The organism is Thalassotalea mangrovi, assembly GCF_005116735.1.
Taxonomy (GTDB): Bacteria; Pseudomonadota; Gammaproteobacteria; order Enterobacterales; family Alteromonadaceae; genus Thalassotalea_A; species Thalassotalea_A mangrovi.
In genome coordinates, this window is record NZ_SWDB01000001.1 from 65,604 (window position 1) to 86,798 (window position 21,195).

Annotated in this window: 26 protein-coding genes; 9 read left to right on the top strand and 17 right to left on the bottom strand. The window is 47.0% G+C overall.

All coding sequences use genetic code 11. The features are described from left to right. Positions 1–20 precede the first annotated feature (20 nt). Positions 21–545 (bottom strand): ribosome biogenesis factor YjgA, encoded by a 525-nt coding sequence (gene yjgA, locus E8M12_RS00290; RefSeq protein ID WP_136734070.1) that lies wholly within the window; start codon positions 543–545, stop codon positions 21–23. 124 nt (positions 546–669) lie between these two features. Here yjgA and pmbA point away from each other — a divergent pair, with 124 nt between their 5' ends. Continuing rightward, positions 670–2,013, top strand: coding sequence for a metalloprotease PmbA (gene pmbA / locus E8M12_RS00295; RefSeq protein ID WP_136734071.1), 1,344 nt, complete (start codon positions 670–672; stop codon positions 2,011–2,013). 107 nt (positions 2,014–2,120) lie between these two features. Here the strand turns inward: pmbA and E8M12_RS00300 are convergent, their stop codons facing one another. The 13 genes from E8M12_RS00300 to E8M12_RS00360 all read right to left on the bottom strand — a co-directional run bounded on the left by E8M12_RS00300 (position 2,121) and on the right by E8M12_RS00360 (position 11,743). Then, complete coding sequence (locus E8M12_RS00300; protein WP_136734072.1) at positions 2,121–2,384, bottom strand: hypothetical protein; 264 nt, start codon at positions 2,382–2,384, stop codon at positions 2,121–2,123. A gap of 17 nt (positions 2,385–2,401) precedes the next feature. Next, complete coding sequence (gene mgtE / locus E8M12_RS00305) at positions 2,402–3,763, bottom strand: magnesium transporter (RefSeq protein ID WP_136734073.1); 1,362 nt, start codon at positions 3,761–3,763, stop codon at positions 2,402–2,404. A 166-nt stretch (positions 3,764–3,929) separates the two neighbouring features. Next, positions 3,930–4,205 (bottom strand): HPr family phosphocarrier protein, encoded by a 276-nt coding sequence (locus tag E8M12_RS00310; protein ID WP_136734074.1) that lies wholly within the window; start codon positions 4,203–4,205, stop codon positions 3,930–3,932. Beyond that, positions 4,202–5,050 carry an RNase adapter RapZ gene (gene rapZ, locus E8M12_RS00315; RefSeq protein WP_136734075.1) on the bottom strand — a complete coding sequence of 283 codons (849 nt, stop codon included), beginning with the start codon at positions 5,048–5,050 and terminating at the stop codon, positions 4,202–4,204. Before rapZ ends, E8M12_RS00310 begins: the two co-directional genes overlap by 4 nt. A gap of 8 nt (positions 5,051–5,058) precedes the next feature. Next, positions 5,059–5,514, bottom strand: coding sequence for a PTS IIA-like nitrogen regulatory protein PtsN (ptsN, locus tag E8M12_RS00320; RefSeq protein WP_136734076.1), 456 nt, complete (start codon positions 5,512–5,514; stop codon positions 5,059–5,061). A 13-nt stretch (positions 5,515–5,527) separates the two neighbouring features. After that, positions 5,528–5,815 carry a ribosome hibernation promoting factor gene (hpf, locus tag E8M12_RS00325; protein ID WP_136734077.1) on the bottom strand — a complete coding sequence of 96 codons (288 nt, stop codon included), beginning with the start codon at positions 5,813–5,815 and terminating at the stop codon, positions 5,528–5,530. A gap of 25 nt (positions 5,816–5,840) precedes the next feature. Then, positions 5,841–7,319, bottom strand: a complete 1,479-nt coding sequence (locus E8M12_RS00330) for an RNA polymerase factor sigma-54 (RefSeq protein ID WP_136734078.1) — start codon at positions 7,317–7,319, stop codon at positions 5,841–5,843. 49 nt (positions 7,320–7,368) lie between these two features. Beyond that, on the bottom strand, positions 7,369–8,097 hold the full coding sequence (lptB, locus tag E8M12_RS00335; protein WP_136734079.1) for an LPS export ABC transporter ATP-binding protein: 729 nt from the start codon (positions 8,095–8,097) through the stop codon (positions 7,369–7,371). Between the two features lies 1 nt (position 8,098). After that, positions 8,099–8,674, bottom strand: coding sequence for a lipopolysaccharide transport periplasmic protein LptA (lptA, locus tag E8M12_RS00340; protein WP_169302992.1), 576 nt, complete (start codon positions 8,672–8,674; stop codon positions 8,099–8,101). Continuing rightward, entirely contained in the window at positions 8,646–9,206 is a 561-nt protein-coding gene (gene lptC / locus E8M12_RS00345) for an LPS export ABC transporter periplasmic protein LptC (RefSeq protein WP_136734081.1), read from the bottom strand. Before lptC ends, lptA begins: the two co-directional genes overlap by 29 nt. Beyond that, positions 9,203–9,763 (bottom strand): 3-deoxy-manno-octulosonate-8-phosphatase KdsC, encoded by a 561-nt coding sequence (kdsC, locus tag E8M12_RS00350; protein WP_136734082.1) that lies wholly within the window; start codon positions 9,761–9,763, stop codon positions 9,203–9,205. The genes lptC and kdsC overlap by 4 nt, the downstream gene beginning before the upstream one ends. A 2-nt stretch (positions 9,764–9,765) precedes the next feature. Next, a complete protein-coding gene (locus E8M12_RS00355) occupies positions 9,766–10,740 on the bottom strand; it encodes a KpsF/GutQ family sugar-phosphate isomerase (RefSeq protein WP_136734083.1) in 975 nt (324 codons plus the stop codon). A gap of 25 nt (positions 10,741–10,765) precedes the next feature. After that, positions 10,766–11,743 (bottom strand): calcium/sodium antiporter, encoded by a 978-nt coding sequence (locus tag E8M12_RS00360; protein WP_136734084.1) that lies wholly within the window; start codon positions 11,741–11,743, stop codon positions 10,766–10,768. 466 nt (positions 11,744–12,209) lie between these two features. Between E8M12_RS00360 and E8M12_RS00365 the strand changes: the two genes are divergently transcribed. The 8 genes from E8M12_RS00365 (at position 12,210) to murA (ending at position 17,872) form a co-directional block, all read left to right on the top strand. Beyond that, a complete protein-coding gene (locus tag E8M12_RS00365; protein WP_136734085.1) occupies positions 12,210–12,971 on the top strand; it encodes an outer membrane protein OmpK in 762 nt (253 codons plus the stop codon). Positions 12,972–13,201: 230 nt separating this feature from the next. Continuing rightward, positions 13,202–14,002 carry an ATP-binding cassette domain-containing protein gene (locus E8M12_RS00370; protein ID WP_136734086.1) on the top strand — a complete coding sequence of 267 codons (801 nt, stop codon included), beginning with the start codon at positions 13,202–13,204 and terminating at the stop codon, positions 14,000–14,002. Continuing rightward, complete coding sequence (gene mlaE / locus E8M12_RS00375) at positions 14,002–14,781, top strand: lipid asymmetry maintenance ABC transporter permease subunit MlaE (RefSeq protein ID WP_136734087.1); 780 nt, start codon at positions 14,002–14,004, stop codon at positions 14,779–14,781. Before E8M12_RS00370 ends, mlaE begins: the two co-directional genes overlap by 1 nt. Positions 14,782–14,840: 59 nt before the next feature. Continuing rightward, positions 14,841–15,317, top strand: coding sequence for an outer membrane lipid asymmetry maintenance protein MlaD (mlaD, locus tag E8M12_RS00380; protein ID WP_136734088.1), 477 nt, complete (start codon positions 14,841–14,843; stop codon positions 15,315–15,317). Between the two features lie 9 nt (positions 15,318–15,326). Further along, positions 15,327–16,004, top strand: coding sequence for an ABC transporter substrate-binding protein (locus E8M12_RS00385; protein ID WP_136734089.1), 678 nt, complete (start codon positions 15,327–15,329; stop codon positions 16,002–16,004). After that, positions 16,004–16,315, top strand: coding sequence for an STAS domain-containing protein (locus E8M12_RS00390; RefSeq protein ID WP_136734090.1), 312 nt, complete (start codon positions 16,004–16,006; stop codon positions 16,313–16,315). Before E8M12_RS00385 ends, E8M12_RS00390 begins: the two co-directional genes overlap by 1 nt. Positions 16,316–16,330: 15 nt before the next feature. Beyond that, positions 16,331–16,588, top strand: coding sequence for a BolA family protein (locus tag E8M12_RS00395; protein ID WP_136734091.1), 258 nt, complete (start codon positions 16,331–16,333; stop codon positions 16,586–16,588). A gap of 24 nt (positions 16,589–16,612) precedes the next feature. After that, on the top strand, positions 16,613–17,872 hold the full coding sequence (gene murA / locus E8M12_RS00400; RefSeq protein ID WP_136734092.1) for a UDP-N-acetylglucosamine 1-carboxyvinyltransferase: 1,260 nt from the start codon (positions 16,613–16,615) through the stop codon (positions 17,870–17,872). A gap of 82 nt (positions 17,873–17,954) precedes the next feature. Here the strand turns inward: murA and E8M12_RS00405 are convergent, their stop codons facing one another. The 3 genes from E8M12_RS00405 to E8M12_RS00415 all read right to left on the bottom strand — a co-directional run bounded on the left by E8M12_RS00405 (position 17,955) and on the right by E8M12_RS00415 (position 21,162). Then, positions 17,955–19,016: a trypsin-like peptidase domain-containing protein gene (locus E8M12_RS00405; protein WP_136734093.1), complete on the bottom strand. Its 1,062-nt coding sequence runs from the start codon at positions 19,014–19,016 to the stop codon at positions 17,955–17,957. Positions 19,017–19,150: 134 nt separating this feature from the next. Beyond that, the gene (locus E8M12_RS00410) at positions 19,151–20,503 is read right to left on the bottom strand and encodes a Do family serine endopeptidase (RefSeq protein WP_136734094.1); all 1,353 of its coding nucleotides are present in this window, start codon (positions 20,501–20,503) and stop codon (positions 19,151–19,153) included. A gap of 242 nt (positions 20,504–20,745) precedes the next feature. Beyond that, entirely contained in the window at positions 20,746–21,162 is a 417-nt protein-coding gene (locus tag E8M12_RS00415) for a Z-ring associated ZapG family protein (RefSeq protein WP_136734095.1), read from the bottom strand. Between the last annotated feature and the right edge of the window lie 33 nt (positions 21,163–21,195).

The window sequence follows — 21,195 nt, forward strand, 5'->3', positions numbered from 1 at the left end:
CATAATCACAATCGACAGGGCTATGCGGTTATATGTTCAGCCAGGTATTTATAAAGCTCTTTAAAGCTCTTCCCCGGTTTACCCGATTTCACTTCTTTTCCGGCCTGGCGGGTTAACTGTCTGAGGCGCTGGCGTTCAAACCCCTGATGCTCGGCCAATAACGTTTCGACGATGTCGTTGCCCCCGGCAATTAATTCATCACGCAATTGTTCCAGCCTGGCGACTTTAAGGTGCTCCTGAGCATGCTTATTGGTAATTTTGTCGTAGGCGGCCTTCACCTCTTCTTCGTTATCACCATGTAACTGCTTGGCAATGAACTGAATGTTGCGATTAAACGCATCGTGCTTGTTGCGAATTTTATCTGCCAGTACCAGTGCTGCCCGAACCTCTTCATTAAGGGGAAGGAGACTGCGTTGCTTAGTATTTAACTGGGTAAGTTTGACACTGAACTCCTGCAACTCTTTCATATCCCGTTTCAGTTCAGATTTACTGACGTAAATGATTTCATCTTGTTGCTGGTCATCGATATCGTGTGGTTTGCTCATGACTTCATGCTTTATTGCCTATAATGGCAAAATTATACAACATTCAGCCGACATTATTCATCATCTGTTGCTCGGTGTGGTAAGCTTGCAGGCAGCAATTTTGGATTAATTTTTGGATGATATCATGTCAGATGCGAAAAACCTGACCGAACAAATGCAGCAGGTAAAACAACGACTGGCCGACGTTTTGGCGACTGCCAAATCCCTGGGAGCGGATGCTGTTGAAGCGTCAATGAGTAAGCAACAGGGGCTGAGTGTCGCGACACGATTTGGCGAAGTGGAAACGGTCGAGTTTACCAATGATGGGGCATTAGGGATTACCGTATACCAGCAGGGCCGTAAAGGTTCAGCCTCGACTGCCGATTTATCGGAGGCAGCGCTGAAACAAGCGGTGCAGGCCGCCATTGATATCGCTAAATATACATCTGTCGATCCTTGCTCCGGCCTCGCCGATGCTGAGCTGCTCGAGTATCAGCCAAAGGATCTCGATTTGTATCATCCGCAGCCAATTTCCTCAGAGCAGGCAATAGAAATAGCCAGAGAAACGGAAATGCTGGCATTGCAGTCTGATAGCCGTTTAACTAACTCCGATGGCGCGAATTTTGCCAGTTATGAAGGGTTTAAAGTTTACGGCAACAGCCATGGACAATTAGTTGCTTATCCCAGTTCACGACATTCATTAAGCTGTATGTTAATCGCGACTGATGGCGAGGAAATGCAGCGCGACTACGCCTATACCGTTAGTCGTGATTTTCAGCAGTTATGGAGTCCTGAGCGGGTAGCCCAGATGGCGGCAAATGAGACATTAAATCGACTCGGGACTCGTAAAATTGCCACCCAGAAGGTGCCGGTGATGTTTCGTGCTGATATTGCTAACGGTCTGTTTGGCCACCTCATCGCCGCAATTAGCGGTGGTAACCTGTATCGGAAATCGTCGTTTTTGCTGGATGCCCTCGGCCAGCAGATATTCCCTTCGCATGTTAATATCGTTGAGCGCCCACATATTCTTAAAGGCCTGGCAAGCAGTAGCTTTGACGCCGAAGGGGTGAAAACCTCCGATATGGACATTATTGATAACGGTGAATTACAGCACTTTCTGCTGACCAGTTATTCGGCCCGCAAGTTAAATCGACAAACCAATGGCCATGCCGGCGGTATTCATAACTGGCAGGTATCAGCTAACGGTGGCGATTTTGATGCCATGTTGAAACAGCTTGGTACCGGATTGCTGGTTACTGAGTTAATGGGGCAGGGGGTTAATATTGTTAATGGTGACTACTCCCGCGGCGCCGCCGGTTTCTGGGTGGAAAATGGTGAAATAGCCTATCCGGTTGCGGAAGTCACTATTGCTGGAAATCTGAAGGATATGTTCGCCAACCTGGTATTAACCGGTAGCGACTTTGATGAGCGAGGCAGTATTCGTACAGGTTCGGTGCTAATCGAACAAATGCAGGTGTCGGGTCAGTAGCCAACCCATTTCAAGCCTGTGCCTTTTAATGAGGGCACAGGCCGGGGTTACTTGTACCAATTCCACTAAGTGTTTTCCCTCTCAGTGAGAATTTAATGGAATTGGTATTAAAGCACCTCATTCGCCAGTATCAGTGCTCCTGTCAGTAACAGCAAGGCAATACCACCAAAAGTGAGCCTTGCTGGATATTGAGCCTCTCGCCAGTACAGCGCGCAATAGGCAATTGCTGGTAAAAATAAAAAATTCAGCCAGCCGAACAGATAGCGTTTTTTGCCCAGCGCATCAATAGCGCTGAATAATGCACCGACAATAACTAACATCAGGCCGATAGCACCTAAACACAAAACCGTCACCGATAACCACAATGCCACGATTAAAACCTCTTCAATTATTGGCCGAGTAACAATGTTGCGGTGCCGAGGAATGCAAAAATACCGACGACATCAGTTACTGTTGTTAAAATTACACTGCCGGCCAGAGCCGGGTCGATATTCATACGTTTTAGCAACAAGGGAACGCTAACCCCGGCGATGCCAGCAGCGGTCAGGTTCATCAACATGGCAAAGGCAATAATGCCACCGAGGAGTAAATCCTGTTTCCAGATGGCGACGATGCCGGCGACGAAAATAGCCCAAATCATGCCATTTAAAAAGCCTATCGCGAGCTCTTTGGTAAATATGCTGCGGGCATTGCTTTCGCCGATGTGACCAAGGGCCATACCACGAATAACCAGGGTCAGGGTTTGACCGCCGGCAACGCCCCCCATACTGGGCACCAGAGTATTCAATACCGCGAGAATGGCCATTTGCGCTAGGATACCTTCAAACATGGATGATACCGCGACGGCCATCAATGCGGTGACCAGGTTAACGCCAAGCCATACGGAGCGCTGCCGGGTACTGCGAAAAACCGGTGCAAAGGTATCCGCTTCATCATCGAGACCCGCCATACTTAGCATCGAGTGTTCAGCATCTTCACGAATAATATCAATGACATCATCGATGGTAATACGGCCGAGCAAATGGCCTTGTTCGTCGATTACCGGCGCCGAAAACCAGTCATAACGTTCAAACAGGGTTGCTACTTCGGTATCTGACATATGGACCTGAACCGGCACCGTGTTATGGTCGGTAATTTCGGCGATGGTCTGCTCAGGTCTGGCGGTCACCAGATTGGCAAGGGATACAGAACCGATAAATTTGTCATCCCGGTTTACCACATAAAATGAGTCGGTGGCTTCAGGTAGCTCACCTCTGAGGCGTAAATAACGAAGTACCACATCTACCGTGACGTCAGGGCGCAGGGTGATGGTATCGGTATTCATGATACCGCCGGCGGTATCTTCTTCGTAGGATAAAGCTTGTTCTACCCGTGCCCGATCCTGAATGTCCATCGAGCTGAGAACTTCCTGATAAACCGTATCGGGAAGGGTACGCAAGACCTCGGCGAGATCATCAATGTCCATGCCTTCGGCAACGGCGGCAACTTTCTCAGGATCCATGCTTTTAAGGATACCTTTACGAACTTCTTCAGAGAGTTCTTCGAGAATTTCGCCATGCAAATCCGGATCAATTAGTTGCCAAAGCAGGTTACGGGATTTCGGTGTTGATGACTCCAGCAGCAAGGCAATGTCATAAGCCGGCATGGTCTGAAACATTTTTCGGACATAAACAAACATACCGCTTTGCAAAGCGGTATTTATTTCCAAAAAGCGTTGTTGGCTTATTTCCTGCTCTGAAGTTTCTGGCATGCTTCACCCTGAGCGTTGGCGGTTACAGTTAGCGGGTCGGGCAACTTAAGGTGTTGTGACAATAACTGTAAGAATTTATTAATGTAATATTGGCAAGTTTATCGTATGTGCTGCAAATGTTCAGCTATTTTATCGGCTTATTCGAACACGCATTCGCCAGCCGATGTTATTCTGGCTCGTCAAAACGATTACTGAACAACTGGCATACGGCCTCCAGCGCCAGCCTTGCATCTTCACCCTCGGCAGAGACCAGTACCTCCTTACCCTGGCTACCGGTAAGTAACATCAGCGCCATGATCGAGTCGGCATTGGCATGCTTGTCGTCCAGCTGCAGGTGAATGGAGGCACTGAATTGCTGAGTCAGCTTAGCCAGTTTAGTTGCCGCCCGGGCGTGTAGCCCGAGTTTATTCGTGATGGTTACGCGCCGTTGTACTACCGTCATTTATCGGTCAGCTCCCGGTGACGAACTTTGACTTCATTTTCCTGTTTATCGAAGTGTCGCGCTAATGTCTCGGCAATGTAAACACTGCGATGCTGGCCACCAGTGCAGCCAATCGCGATGGTCAGGTAAGTACGATTATTACGCTCCAGGTGCGGTAACCAGGTCATCAGAAAGCTGTTGATCTGCCAGATAAACTTAGTAACTATTGGTTGGCTAGCAAAAAAATCGGCAACTTCCTGGTCGGTGCCATTCTTGTTTTTAAGTTCCTGCTCCCAAAACGGGTTTGGTAAGAAACGCGCGTCAAAGACGAAATCGGCATTACTCGGTACACCATGTTTAAAACCAAATGATTCAAAAACAATGACCATATTACCGGTCTTCGAACCGAGTACCCGCTCACGTACTATGTCGGCGAGCTGGTGTGGTGTTAGCATGGAGGTATCGATATACAAATCGGTGCGTTCAGCAACCGGCTCCAGTAACGTCTTTTCCAATTCGATTGCCTGGTCAAGCGCCATGTCTTTCCTGATCAGAGGGTGCAGCCGCCGTGTTTCACTATAACGTCGGATAAGCTCGTCATCGTCCGCATCCAGATACATCACATTCAACTCGACCGAGTTAGGCAGGTAATTGATAATTTCCCGGGCATCATCTGGGTTGTTCGGTAAGTTACGAACGTCCAGCGATACCGCTACCTTGTCATAATCATTGATTACGGTGTGAGTCAGAGCTGGTAGCAGGTTAACCGGAATATTGTCGACACAATAATAGCCCAGATCTTCAAGTACCCGTAATGCCACCGATTTACCGGAACCAGAGCGGCCACTGACAATTAATAATTTCATCCTCGCCCCTAATCCAGCTGATTGGTTGCCAGTTCAAATAACTGTTTGGAATTGGTGCATTTACGTAGGCGTCTGGCGTTATCTTTGTCGCCGAGAAAAGCGGCGATTGCCGCCAGGGTCTGTAAATGTTGGTGACAGTGATCTTCCGGGACAAACAAGGCGAAAAAAATATCGACTGGCTGATCATCAATAGCATCAAAGGAAACCGGGGTTTCAGTGGTGATTAATACGGCGATGATTTGCTGTGAATCAAGCAACCGTCCGTGGGGAATAGCAATACCCTTGCCGATTCCGGTACTGGAAAGTTTTTCCCGGGCGATCAGGGCATTGAGTAATTCTTTTTCTTTGGCAGTTTTGAACGCATTGGCCGCGATTCGACTAATTTGTTGTAGCACACCCTTTTTACTGGTTCCCGGTACTGCACAAACCGTGCAGTCCGGGGATAATAATTGTTCTAATTTCATTGATGCATGTTAGTTAATGTTGGGATATTTTCTCTTTATGCTTGATTACCTGGCGATCGAGTTTGTCGATCAGGCCGTCTATCGCTGCATACATGTCCTGGTGTTCTGAAGAAGCGTGTATTTCACCACCGTTAAGGTTTACAGTAGCTTCAGCAATCTGTTGAAGTTTTTCGACGGTCAGCACCACATAAACATTATTTATGTGATCAAAATGTCGTGATAATTTTTCAAATTTACTGTCAACAAATCCCTTTAGAGAGTCCGTAATTTCAACATGATGACCTGACAAATTAATTTGCATTTTCGGCTCCTCAGAATGTTGGCTGTTAAAGTAAGCTTTTCCTCTGGTTGGAGGGCGGGATAGCCAATGATTCCCGGTATTTGGCAATAGTACGACGAGCAACATTAATGCCCTGGTCGGCCAGTAGATCGGCAATTTTACTATCGCTAAGTGGCTTACTTGGTATTTCGGCATCCACCATTTTCTTGATCAGTGCCCGTATAGCAGTGGATGAACATTCTCCGCCATTGTCAGTACTGACGTGGCTGGAGAAAAAGTATTTCAATTCAAAGATACCGCGCGGAGTATGCATATATTTTTGCGTTGTTACCCGGGAAATAGTCGACTCATGCATATCAACAGCTTCGGCAATATCATTGAGCACCATCGGGCGCATCGCTTCCGGACCATATTCGAAAAATGCCTGTTGTTGCTGAACAATACAATTAGACACTTTCAACAAGGTATCATTGCGGCTTTCCAGGCTTTTGATAAACCATTTTGCTTCCTGCAGGTGGGAGCGAATAAACTGGCTGTCACTGGTCGATGAAGAACGAGCCAAAGCCGCATACTGGCTATTGATAGACAACTTTGGTGCACTGTCCGCATTTAGTTCAACTACCCAACGTCCGCCTTTCTTAAAGACGCTGACATCGGGGATCACATATTGATCATCGCTCTCGTTAATAACATCGCCGGGGCGCGGATTCAGGGAATGGATCAGGCGCATGACTTCTTTCAGCTGCGCTTCTTTGAGCTTGGTTTTACGCATGATTTGCCGGAAATCTCGAATGGCCAGCAAATCTATGTGGTTGAGTATCAATTGCTTGGCTTCACCAAGCAAAGGTGTGTCTTTGGCAAACTGGTTCAATTGAATGAGCAGGCATTCGGCAATGGAGCGAGCACCGACGCCGACCGGGTCAAACATATTGATACGTTTGAGCACAGCTTCCACTTCATCCAGTTCGACCTCATCATTGCCCAGGCTTTCCAGAACTTCCTCGCAGCTAATGGTGAGGTAGCCTTTATCATCAATCGCATCAATGATCGCGATGGCGATAGATTTGTCGGTATCGGTAAACGGGGTGAGTTCCATTTGCCACAACAGGTGATCCTGAATTGAGTCTTTGGTTTCTCCCTGGAATTGGTAATTTTCATCGGCCAGCTGGCCGGAGCCGGAGGAGACGGAAGCGCTGTAGGAGTCTTCCCAACTTGAATCGGTCGATAATTCTTCAGGAATATTATCGGTTTTCAACGCTTCACTGGTGGAAAGTTCATCACGAGAACTGTCGGCGGAACTATTGCTGCCTTGCTGTTCCAGGGCATCAAGGTTATTGCTGGCGCCCTCATCTGAGTCGCCATTTAGGCTGGGATCATCAATTTCCAGTAACGGATTACTGTCCAGAGCTTCCTGAATTTCCTGTTGTAAATCAAGCGTCGACAACTGCAAAAGCTTAATCGCCTGTTGCAGTTGCGGTGTCATGGTCAGGTGTTGCCCCATCCGGAGCTGAAGACTTGGTCGCATCTGAGTTTATTTACTTCCCGTTATCAAAAGTTGTGTCTTCCGTATTTAACTATAGCGTGAATTTCTCACCTAGATATACATCACGTACCTGCTGGTTACTCAATACCTGTTCGGCATTGCCTTCAGCAATTAATTCGCCCTTACTGACGATATAAGCGTGTTCACAGACATCGAGAGTTTCACGGACGTTGTGATCTGTAATCAGCACGCCAATTCCCCGTTGTTTAAGATGCAAAATGATTTTTTTGATATCTGAAACTGAGATTGGGTCAACGCCGGCAAAGGGCTCATCGAGCAGGATAAAGTGCGGATCGGCGGCTAACGCACGGGCGATTTCAACCCGGCGTCGTTCACCGCCTGATAAACTTTGCCCGGTATTTTCGACGATATGGCCGATATTAAATTCTTCAACCAGGCTCTCCAGTTTTTCTTCACGGCCGCGATTATCAAGATCTTTGCGGGTTTGCAAAATGGCCATAATATTGTCACGCACCGATAATTTGCGAAAGATCGAGGCTTCCTGCGGCAGATAACCGATGCCCTGGCGGGCGCGCTCATGCATAGGAAGCAATGTCAGATCCAGGTCGTCGAGGCTTACTGAGCCAGCATCACTTGGAACCAGACCTACAATCATATAAAACGAGGTGGTCTTTCCGGCACCGTTTGGACCAAGCAAGCCGACGATTTGTCCTGCATTAACGGCAAGGCTGACATCTTTGACCACTTTGCGGTTTTTATAAGATTTGGCCAGATTCCGGGCCTCAAGTCGGGTTGCCAAGTTACTGCTCCTTTTCCTGCTCGTTTTGTTGCTGTTGTTTTTCCGGTTGCTTGGCTTCGGTGTCTTTTGCTTGCTTTTTTTCCGGCTGTAAAATCGTGGTTACGGTATCGTCCAGACTCTCCGCAGTGAGTTGTTCGGTCAGCATGTTGTAGGTGATGATGTCGCCACGAACCATACTACCTTCCTGACTTACCCTGGCATCACCTTTGATCTGCAAGGTGTTATTGGCGGGTGTATAGGTGATTTCTTTCGCCTGTATTTCAATCAGTTTGCCATCATCCAGGCGTTGACTGAATTTTGCCGGATTACCTTTCGCCTGATAGCTTTTGCTTTCGGTGGCAGGATCATTGACTACCCGAACCACATCGGCGGTCATCGTCAGGGTACCCTGAGTGATTTTCACGTCATCCAGGTAACTGGCAACTTTATTTTTTAAATCGGTTGCCTGGCGTTTTGCCTGAATGACCACTTCCTGATCAAAATCGGATTGCGCCGCCTGACTCAATGGTGCAAATGCCAATAGGGTAAAAAGTAGTGGCCAGCTGCGGCTATTGAGTTTTATAGATGGTTTGTACATGCTCATTTATCGTCATCTTAGTGGTGTCGATATCGACAAAAAGCCCAGACCCATACATGGTAAAATCACGTCCTTTGATCATGATGGTTTGCTCTGAGCTAATGGTGTTGTTAATCAGGTCTAACTGTAACGCTTTTGAATGAATTTCGGAAATAAAGTTATCCTGTTGTTCCGCCACGGCCCTGACCCTGCGCTCTAAGATAAGCTCGCGATTGGCAATTAACTTACCGTTATTTGCGGAAATATTCCAAGGTGTCGTGCCATCATTGGGATATAAGGTGTAAGAAGGATACTGAAACAAGGTTTCTTCACTGTCCGCATAATGCTGCATCTGCTGGGCATAAATGGTGTGAGTCAGATTGCCATCGGCATCAAAACGACTGGTACGTAAATCACTGGCAATAAATTCCGGTAATTCTTCATCCGTTGCCATTAATGCATCCAGCGTATTGGCATTTTGCCATTGAATATACCCGTAAATAGCAAGTGCTACGGCAAAGATTACAGTGGAAATGGTATGCAGTCGGGTCATTGACTTTTTCCTATTACCGACGCCGTTACTCCTTTCGCTTGCATAATCAGGTCACATAACTCCCTGACGGCGCCATGTCCACCGGGCAAAAACGTGGTGTAATTGGCATCCCGAAGCACCAAAGGGTGAGCGTCTTGAACTGCAACCCCAAGAGCGACACGCTGAATGCAAGGCAAATCAGGTACATCATCACCGATAAATGCCACCTCATCCAAAGACACCCGGCATTCGGCCATAATGCGTTGCATGGCCGGGAGTTTGTCTTCTTCCCCCTGCACCAGGTGAGCAACACCAAGGGCAGTCATGCGGTTATGGACGATATTAGAACGTCGCCCGGTAATGACCGCCACTTCGACACCGGCTTTTTGCACGGCTTTTACGCCAAACCCATCTTTGGTATTGAAGGTTTTCAGTTCTTCACCGTCATTACCGAGATAAATTCGACCATCGGAAAATACGCCATCGACATCACACACCAGCAGTTTAATCTTGCTGGCGATTTCTAGTATTTCTGAATCGACTGGACCATATAACGTCTGTGTTTTTGTTGATGACATGGTTACAGTACTCCCGCTTTTAAAATATCATGCATATTCATCGCCCCGACGGGCCGGTGTTGTTGGTCGACAATAATCAGGCCATTAATGCTTTTATCTTCCATTAATTTTAAGGCTTCGGCAGCTAACATTTCTGCATGGGCAACGATAGGATCTCGGGTCATTACCGCTCCGATCAAACCCTGTTTAATGTCGACTTCTGAGTCAAATAAACGGCGCAAATCGCCGTCGGTAAATAATCCCGTCAGGACACCATCTGCATCCACGACAGCGGTCATTCCTAATCCTTTCGCTGACATTTCTAACAAAGCATCTTTGATACTCGCATTGCCAGTGACTACCGGTAAACGCTCGTCACTATGCATAATATCACCGAGGCGCAGTAGCAGGCGTCGTCCAAGGCTTCCTCCTGGGTGCGACAGGGCGAAATCATCGGCACTAAAGCCCCTGGCATTTAACAGGGCGACGGCGATAGCATCTCCCATCACCAGCGTAGCGGTGGTGCTCGAAGTTGGTGCCAACCCTAATGGACAGGCTTCCTGTTGCACGGCAATACAGATATGAACATCAGCCAGTTTCGCTAGTGTTGAATGCTCATCGGAAGTCATGGAAATTATCTGACAGCCGATACGTTTCAACACCGGCATAATGGCGAGAACTTCATCGGTCTGACCGGAATTGGAAATCGCCAGTACCACATCGCTACTGGTAATCATGCCTAAATCACCATGACTGGCTTCACCCGGGTGAACAAAAAACGCTGGAGTTCCGGTGCTGGCGAGGGTCGCGGCAATTTTACCGCCGATATGTCCGGATTTGCCCATGCCAATCACAATCACCCGTCCGGTTGTCGCAAAAATCATTTCGCAGGCGGCAACGAAATGGTCGTCGATATATTGCGCCAGGTTGGCGATCGCCTGCTGCTCGATATCGATAACCTGTTTGGCTAACGCTTTAAAGTCTTGAAAACCATTCATATATATTCCTTGCTCGCCTTATTCTCTATGCCATTTGGCTGAAAATCAAATATTGATAGAAAACAAAGCAGGCAAATAAGACGACACCTTTGGTGCGGCCGATATTGAACTTGCCACGCCAACTGAAACATAAGATTAGTAATAACAGGGTGATGGCCATCATAAAGGGCACATCCCGACTTGCTACCTGGGCATCAACCGCCCCTGGCGCCAATAAGCCAGGAATGGCCAGTACTGCCAGAATATTAAAAATATTCGAGCCGATAATATTTCCCAGGGCCAGATCATCTTCTTTTTTGACGATGCTAACGACGCTGGCTGCAAGCTCTGGCAGGCTGGTGCCAATAGCGATGATGGTCAGGCCGATGACCAGGTCACTGACACCAAACTGCCTGGCGATGACGGTTGCTGAGTCAACCAGATAGTTAGCGCTTAACGGCAACAGGATCATACCCACCAGCAACCACAGGGTTGCCGCCGATGTCTTTACATCTTGGGGAACCTCGGCGACGGATTCTGCCAGCATTGGGTCGAGCGCCTGTTCTTCTTTACTCTGACGCATTGACACCACTAGCAATACGGTAATAAAAACAATAAACCCGATAAGCAGGACCAAGCCTTCAATAAAACTTAACTGTAGGTTATAGAGCATAAAACTGGCGATAAAGGTGACCAGCAGTAATATCGGTAACTCACGCTTCAAGGTTGATGAAGAGACAACCAATGGCTTGCAGATCGCAGTAATACCAAGCACCAGAGCGATATTGGTAATATTAGAACCAATCGCATTACCGATTGCCGTGTCCGGAGCTCCCTGCAATGCAGCGGTGGCTGCCACGACCATTTCCGGCGCCGATGAGCCCATGGCAACAATCGTCAGACCAATTATCATTGGTGCGATACCAAGATTTCGTGCCAGTGAAGCGGCGCCAAAGACAAACTTGTCAGCACTCCATACCAGCAGGATTAGGGAAGTAATTAGTATTAGTATTTCGGTGAACATTCAGGACTCCATATTCGCTGCTTAAATTGTCGCTTGTCCAAGTCAAAATGAAAAGTCCTGGCGTGCAGATAATCGGAAAAATAATCCTCTGATCTCCAATCTGATTGATTTTTCTTCAATAACCGAACCCGCCAACAGGCAGCACGGCAATTTATGGCTCGAGCGTGTTGATCTTTGGGGGGCAATTTTGCAGCGAGTTGTTTGGGATATGGACAAGGATTTTTCTCTTTAGCGTACTCACTGTACGGTAAAGAGAAAAATCGCAGGCCAGATTCAAAACAAACGCTGTTCGTAGAATTCAATGGTACGTTTGATACAGTTTTCTTGTTTCTAGACTAAATGATTAGACCGATAATTGGCGATTATTGAACAAATTTCGTTCGGCAGAGGTCAACATGCTCTAATATAGTTATATGCGTGTTGTACCCGAAAAACGCATGTTAATTCACTCAACATAAGGTATGACATGCTTAGATTCATTACGTTTGTTATCTGTTTGCTGTGCAGCTTCCACAGTACTGCCGATTTTCAGTATGGTTTTGCTAATACCTATATCGATTACCTGTCATGGAATCAGGGAACCCAAGGCTATAACGGCATCGATGTCAGTGAAGATAGGGATGATCATGTAACCTGGGGCATCGAAGCTGGAGTAACCTTTGACTGGGGAGAAGCCTATGGATTTATGGAAGCAGAAAAGCTTGATAAGTCAGCAACTGTAAGATCCCAGGCCTTTAAAGCCAGTGCTCATTATCGCGTTGGCTCCGATATCAGCGTTTATGGCCAGGTCTATGATTATTCGGAGTCTGGGGGCTTCGTTGATGAACAAAATCGGGTACTCGGCTTTGGCTACCTGGGATGGCAACAAAAAGACTTCTGGTTTAAACCGTTTTTAGGCCTGCATCACGTCACCTCGCCGTTTAACGATCCTTTCGGCAAAAATATATCCGGGTTTAATGGCCTTATGCTGGGTTGGAACCTGGGCAGGGTGTTTACTCTGGGATCAAGTCAATTTATGCTGACCAACTGGAATGAGGTTGAATTTATCCGCAATGCCGAATATGCCGACTATCAGAACGGCGATGTCGGTCTCAATGGTGCCCTTGGGCTGTGGTACGATATCAACCGCTATATTTATGTTGGCCTGCAGTATCGTTACTTTTCCAATAAGCTTGGCGTTGACGATTATGGCGATGCTGTGATTTGGCGCATCGGGGTGCACTTTTAAAGGGGTACGGGATATATACCAAGGCAAAGATGAGTTGCGATATGAAGGTAATATATGTGAGTTCGTGTCGAAAGCTTGCAATAAAATATCGGGGCAAATGCGGATATATTCTATTTTTTCGAACTAAGTTATTAACAATTTATTACGAATTATAGCTGCATCCAATCCCTAGCTCAGGTAGAATCGCTGATGCGAAAATAACTGATAATGAGAATATATCTCAATACCTTATGACGGAAAATCTGGTAACTATCAATAACTTGTCTTTTTATCGGGAAGAGCGCTGTATTTATGATGGCATCAATCTCTCCATTCCCAAAGGCAAAGTAACGGCCATTATGGGGCCAAGTGGCATAGGGAAAACCACCTTGCTTAAGCTGATTGGCGGTCAGCTCAAGCCTGATCAGGGTAATATCGAAATTGCCGGTCAGGATATCAATCAACTTTCCCGTAACGAACTCTACGAATTGCGTAAGCGGATGAGCATGTTGTTTCAATCCGGGGCGCTGTTTACCGATATGTCAGTGTTTGACAATGTTGCATTTCCGATTCGTGAACACAGTAAACTTCCCGAAGATATTATTGCCAAAATGGTGATGATGAAGCTTGAGGTTGTTGGCCTGCGGGGGGCAATGCACCTTAAACCGTCCGAGCTTTCTGGCGGTATGGCTCGACGGGCGGCATTAGCACGCGCTATCGCCCTGGATCCGGAACTTATCATGTACGATGAACCCTTTGCCGGCCAGGATCCTATCTCGATGGGCGTAATTGTGCGCCTGATCCGCGATTTAAATGATGCCTTGGGTTTGACGTCTGTTGTCGTGTCGCACGATGTTAATGAAGTGATGAGTATTGCCGACTATATCTACATCATCGCCGAGCGAAAAATTATTGGTCAGGGGACCACTGACGAAATACGTAATCAAAAATCGCCACTGGTGCAGCAGTTTATCAAGGGAGAGGATGATGGTCCGGTACCGTTTCATTTTCCATCTAAGCCCTATGCAGAACAACTGCTAGGGAAGTCGTAATGCTAACGAACATTCAGAATTTGGGACATAATACCATCACCCTTATCGCTGGTCTTGGACGAGCGGTAATGATGTTATTATCTTCATTGCTACACTGGCCTTCACCTCGTAAAGGCATGCCGTTGTTACTGAATCAACTTTATTCCGTTGGCGTTTTATCTCTTATTATCATTCTCGTGTCTGGCACCTTTATTGGCATGGTGCTGGCGTTGCAGGGATATACCATTCTGGTTGGTTATGGTGCCGAGGCAAGCCTTGGGCCCATGGTGGCATTATCACTGTTACGCGAACTCGGACCGGTGGTAGCGGCGCTATTATTTGCCGGCCGGGCAGGTTCAGCATTAACCGCTGAAATTGGTTTGATGAAAGCCACGGAACAATTAAGCTCCCTGGAAATGATGGCCGTAGACCCCCTGCGTCAGGTGATTGCGCCGCGGTTCTGGGCAGGCTTTATCAGTTTACCTTTGCTGGCTGCGATATTTTCGGCGGTTGGCATTTTAGGAGCACACCTGGTGGGGGTTGACTGGCTGGGTGTAGATAGTGGCACATTCTGGTCGGTGATGCAGGCACAAGTCGATCTGAAAGAGGATATCCTGAACGGTGTTATCAAGTCCGTGGTGTTTGCATTTGTTGTAACCTGGATCGCCGTATATAAAGGATATGACTGTGTTCCAACGTCAGAAGGAATCAGCCGGGCAACGACCGCGACTGTCGTGCAGTCATCGCTATTGGTACTGGGGCTGGATTTTATCTTAACCGCACTTATGTTTACTAACTAGGCCGCATCACGATTATATCGTCGCATGCCGGTCTGATTTTGAGGAATTGGTGAATTGACATGGTGTCAAAGAAAGTAGAACTTATGGTAGGGGTATTCGTTGCAATTGGTATTGCTGCGATACTAATGTTGGCTCTAAAGGTTGCTGATGCCGGCATCCAGGGTAATGGTCAGGCGTATAATCTGTATGCTAAATTCGATAACATCGGTGGATTGAAGGTGCGTTCGCCGATTAAGGTCGGTGGTGTTATTGTCGGTCGAGTGGAAAAAATCGCCCTCGATCAGGATGATTTTATGCCTGTCGTGACCCTGAGTATTTATTCACAGTATGAAGGCTTCTCCGAATCTTCGTCATTGTCGATACTGACCGCTGGTCTGTTGGGTGAACAATATCTTGGTCTGGAACCTGGTTTTATCGACGAAGACCTGGGCATTGGTATATTACAACCCGGCGATTATATCGAAGATACCAAGTCTGCTTTGGTATTAGAAGAGATGATTGGGCAGTTTTTATTCAGTCAGGGAAGTGACGACTAAGAGGAAATTATGAGAACTATTGTTAAAAAAATTGCATGTTTGTGTTTATTGTTCGTGGGAGTCAACGCTACGGCTGAGGAAGTTGATAACCAAGACCCTTACCGGATGATTCAGCAAGTATCGCAAATTACTTTTGATCGTTTTGCTGTTGAAGAAAAAGCCATTAAAGCTAACCCAAACCTGTTAAAGGATATTGTCCGCGAAGAGTTAATGCCTTACATCTTTTATCAGTATGCGGCGCTTAAGGTTCTTGGTAGTTATCGTAAAGATGCAAGCTCCGACGAATTGAAAGAGTTCGTGGTTGCATTTCGTGAATATTTAATCACTTCTTATGCGCAGGTTTTTACCCTGTATGATAATCAGAAAATTGAGTTTGAGCCGGCACGGGATTTTGATAAAGAAAAAATCGTGATGGTTGGCGTTAATGTCATTGATGATCAACGCCCGCCAATCGATCTCAAGTTCAAAGTCAGAAAAAATACCAAAACCAATGAGTGGCAGGCGTTTGACCTGGTTGCTGAAGGGGTTAGCCTGCTTGATGCCAAGCAGAAAGAGCTACGCAGCATTCTGGCCCAGAATGGGGTTCCAAAAGTCACCGAAATGCTGCGCGAAAAAAGTGAGCGCGACATTGTCTTTAAGAAAAATGGCAGTGAAGAAGCGAAGCAGGAAATAGGAATTGAACAGTAATGACGGCAGCGATGCTCAACATTGAACGCTTAGATGCAGAAAATGTGCAGTTAACGGGCGAGCTGACCAGAAAATCGATTATTGGTAAGCAACAGCGAAACTTTCTGTCAATTCTGGCGTCAAACCGGCAAGGCGTTGATCTTAAAGCCTTAAAGAAGGTTGATACGGCGGGTCTTGGTTGGTTATTGGCGCTGACTGAACTGGCGAGCAAGAAACAAATTGAAATTAGCTATTCCAATCCCCCTGCGGAATTAGTTAAACTCGCCAGACTAAGTCGCGTCGAGCAGCTATTGCCGATCACAGAAAATTAATATTGGAGAAGGACAGTGCAAGCCGCCGATATCGAAAAGATTTTAAATGATGCTCTAAACCTGGATGAATTGCATGTGACGTTTGACGGTTCGCAATGCAGTATTATTGCTGTGGCTGATAGTTTTGCAGACATGAGCCGGGTCAAGAAACAGCAAACCGTCTATGCCCCCCTGACTGAGGCCATTAATCAAGGCCACATTCACGCCGTAAGTATTAAAACTTTTACCAACAGCCAGTGGCAACGGGAAAAGAAATTTATACTGCCTTCATAGTTTAACCGAAAGAAGATTTAACACGTGCAAGCATTTCGAATTCACAGTGGTAACGAATTACATGGGGACGTTACCATTTCAGGGGCGAAAAACGCCGCTTTACCCATCTTATTTGCCACCATTCTGGCCGAATCTCCGCTGCAGGTGAGCAATGTACCTCGCTTAAATGACATCAGCACAACTTTAAAGCTTCTGGCTGAACTGGGGGCGACCGTTGACTGGACGTCAGAAAACACGGTTGCGATCGATGCCAGCGCCATAAATAACTGTCTGGCTCCGTATGAGTTAGTGAAAACCATGCGCGCTTCGATTTTGGTGTTAGGACCCTTGCTGGCTCGCTTTGGTCACGCAGAAGTTTCTTTGCCTGGTGGTTGTGCTATTGGTGCACGCCCGGTTGACCTGCATATTCAGGGCCTGAAAGCGATGGGTGCGGATATTAGCGTTGAAAACGGCTACATCATTGCTCGTAAGGAAGGACGTCTGCAGGGTGCCACTATATTCATGGACGCGGTGAGCGTTACTGGAACCGAGAACCTGATGATGGCAGCGGCGTTAGCCGAAGGAACAACGGTGATTGAAAATGCCGCCCGTGAACCGGAAATTGTCGATCTGGCCAATTTCCTGAATTTGATGGGGGCAAAAGTGTCCGGCGCTGGTAGTGATACTTTAACCATTGAAGGGGTCGAGTCATTGAAAGGTGCTGATTATCCGGTGATGCCGGATCGCATCGAGACTGGTACCTTTTTGGTCGCGGCTGCGGTGACTGGCGGTAAAATCCGCTGTTTAAACACGGACCCAGGCGCCCTGGAGGCGGTGATCGCCAAACTTCAGGAAGCCGGTGCTAATGTTACCTATGGTGGCGACTGGATAGAACTGGAAATGACTCAGCGTCCCAAAGCGGTGAATATCCGTACGGCACCACATCCGGCGTTTCCTACCGATATGCAGGCCCAGTTTGTGACTTTAAATGCCATTGCTGAAGGCACCGCTACGACTACTGAAACGATATTTGAGAACCGCTTTATGCATGTTCCGGAGTTACAGCGCATGGGCGCAGACATGAAATTGGAAGGCAATACGGCGATATCGGTTGGTGTCGATACCTTAACCGGTGCACAGGTAATGGCTACTGATTTAAGAGCCTCTGCCAGTCTGGTTATTGCTGGTTTGGTGGCGCAAGGTGAAACCATAGTTGATCGTATTTACCACATTGATCGTGGCTATCAGCATATCGAAGATAAGCTGCAAAAACTGGGTGCTGACATTACGCGCTTTGATAAGTAAGCAGTCGTTAATGATAAAAAGGCGCATGGTAGCGCCTTTTTTTGTGCCTGTTGATCTAATGATGTAAAACGCTGAGTTGTTATCAGCGTTCCAGCTCAACGATCCTGACCGGTACCTGTATTGCTTTCTTATCACGAATTACAGCAAAGTTAAGGGTTGTACCCGGGCGCGTTTCGGCAACAATATCCAAAGCCTGGTTAATACTGCTGATGCTCTGTTCATTTATTTTATAAACTACATCATCGACTTGTAATCCAGCCAGGTGAGCAGGGCTTCCCGTGGTGATGCCATCGATAACGAAACCTTTAAGCTGATAGTTATAGCGCTGTGAACTGATCCCCAGCCAGCCTCTTACCACCCGGCCATTACTGATTAGCTCCAGCATCACCTTTTTGGCAAGTTTGTAAGGAATGGCGAAAAAGATCCCCTGGATATTCAGTTGCGGATTTAACCGTTTAAACTGTGCCGTGGTAATACCTACCAAATCGCCATTGGAATTGACCAGAGCGCCGCCGGAATTACCATCATTGATTGCTGCATCCATTTGCAAAAACTCTCGATAACTGGTGCTGCTAAGGCCACTCCGACCGGTGGCGGATATGATCCCCTGAGTAATGGTTTGTCCAAGATTTAAAGGGTTGCCGATAGCTAAAACTACATCACCGACAAATGGCGTCAGGTTATCGTCGGTGGGGATGACCGGAAGGTTGTTTGCCTGTACTTTTAATACAGCTAAGTCGGTTAACTCGTCACTGCCGATTACTTCCGCGGTTAACTCGGTTTGGTTTTGCAATACCACCGTAATTAAATCTGCGTTCAGAACAACGTGATAATTGGTGAGAATATAACCGCGGCTATCCATGATGACCCCGGAACCGAGTTTAATCCGCTGTAATGAGCGGCTCCGATACCTAGGGTTTGTTTCAATACTCTCACTATAAATATTTACTACCGCCGGCGCGGCTTTGGCAACGGCACTGGCAAAAGATACAGGTTCCGGTTTTTCATTTACCGGTTTGAAAATATTAAAAGAGGAGGAACTGCCTGAACGAAGATCTGGCACCAGGATCAGCAGAACAACGGCGGCCAGCAATCCATAACTGGTTGCACGCAGAATATATGTAAGTGCAGGTACGATTTTCAAAAGATTTCAGTGAGTTGTTATTGGTATAAACTACAGAGTAGCATTTTAGCCAGACAGTGTCAGTGCTCTGTTAAAAATAGTAAGGCCAGCTAAGTGGTTATACTCAGCCAGCCTTATTGTGGTGTCTGTCGGGGTTAACGAATCATTAGGTATAACTCGGTATTGCCACGAATTACATTTAGGGCAATAACCCCTTTCACTCCTTCCAGTGCACCGCGCAACTGAGCAAGGTTATCAACTTTTTTACGGTTCACGCCAATGATGGTGTCACCTTTTCGCAAGCCAATTGCCTGTGCCCGGGAGTTTGCCTCTAATTCGGTCACTTTAACGCCCTGATTATTGTCGGCACTGCTAAACTGGGCACCTTGTAGCATAGGGTGCAGGTTAGCCGCCGCTATGTTGGCGTCTGAAGCTGGTTTTAGCTTAGCGGTTACGTCTTTTTGGCGACCGTCTCTTAACAGGGTAAGTTCGACTTCCTTTCCGGCGCCGATGGAGCCAATTTTACCGCGCAGTTCGTTAAAGGTTTTCACTTTTTTACCGTTTACCGCGATAATAATATCGCCTGCTTTAATGCCGGCTTCGTCGGCTGCAGAATCGGGCGCCACCTGGCTGATGAAACCGCCCTGGTTGGTATCCAGGTCCATCGCTTTTGCTAATTCGGCATTAATACTGTTTCCGGTTACCCCAAGTACGCCTCGGCGAACTTCACCAAACTCGATGATTTGATTGGTAAGGTTACGCATCATATTGGAAGGGATGGCGAAGCCGATTCCAACATTACCACCGTTTGGTCCGAGAATAGCGGTATTGATGCCGATCAGTTCTCCTTTCAGGTTAACCAGGGCACCGCCTGAATTACCGGAGTTTATGGCCGCATCGGTCTGAATAAAATCTTCGAAATTTTCGATGTTAAGGCCGCTGCGACCAAGGGCTGAAACGATGCCTGAGGTGACGGTTTGTCCGAGACCGAAAGGACTACCGATGGCCACCGCGAAATCTCCAACACGAATGTTATCGGAATCGGCGATTTTAATTTCAGTTAGATCGTCGGCTTTGATTTGCAATAAGGCAATGTCGCTTTCTGCATCGCTGCCAATTTTTTTAGCTTCAAACTGACGACCGTCTTTCAGGTTCACCTGTATTTCATCGGCTTCATCCACCACGTGATTATTGGTGACGATATAACCTTTATCGGCATCGATGATTACCCCGGAGCCGAGCCCGCGAAATGGTCGTTCCTGGGGTTGTTGACCTCGTCGCTGACCAAAGAAAAATTTAAACGCATCGGGGATTTGCTGTTGCACTTCCTGGGTACCGGCGACGGAAATACTGACCACGGCTGGTGTCGTTGTTTCCAGCATGGGTGCCAGGCTCGGCATAGGTTCATCTTCGAAGAATTGTGGTAAGGCGGCGTAACCGCTTGGGGCTGACAATGCCAGGGTGCCGACAATCAGTGCCATTGACGTAATAGAAGAGAGTTTTTTCATAGGTTTAGAGACTCCAAAATTTACTGCAAACTTACAAAAATGCCGTATCAGATGAGAGTGATTCATCCTGCTACTTAGTTATATTTGTGTTAATAAGTAAAACTCAAGGGTAGTGAGTAATATCCAATCAGACTTATGTGGCAATGTTGGCACTGACAGACTGGAACCCCTTGTTCAGATAAAGACTCCGGGCTTGATTTAAAGTTCCAAATCAAGCCGAACCTAAATGTAACGAATTGTTTTTATTTGTCAAACAAGCCACTCGGATCCGCAGAATAATCGCGTGGTGGCTCAGTAAGGTTTTCCGGGTTTTTCTTACGACGTTGCATTTTTGCCATGGCTTGCAGTTGCGCTTCGGTTTCCGCACCAAAAAACGGCATGCCGTTGGTTTCCTGATTGACCTTATTTAGTAACTCAGTACTTTTTTCCATTTGCAGCATGGCGCTATTGCAAGCATCATTCATCTGCGCCAGCAGATCCATCGAACTTTGCAGATGCGCAGCGACATCCTGTTGATAGGTTTTAAATGATGAACGGCTTTCAGCTACTTCTTTTTCAAGGCGCTGATTTTCCTGATTTGCTGTGGACAATAAACGCGTGGCAACGATGCCGATAACTAAACCTGCGACAAAGATACTTAGCGAAATAATGATATCCATATTTTACCCTTATAATAGCGAGAGGTCGTGTGG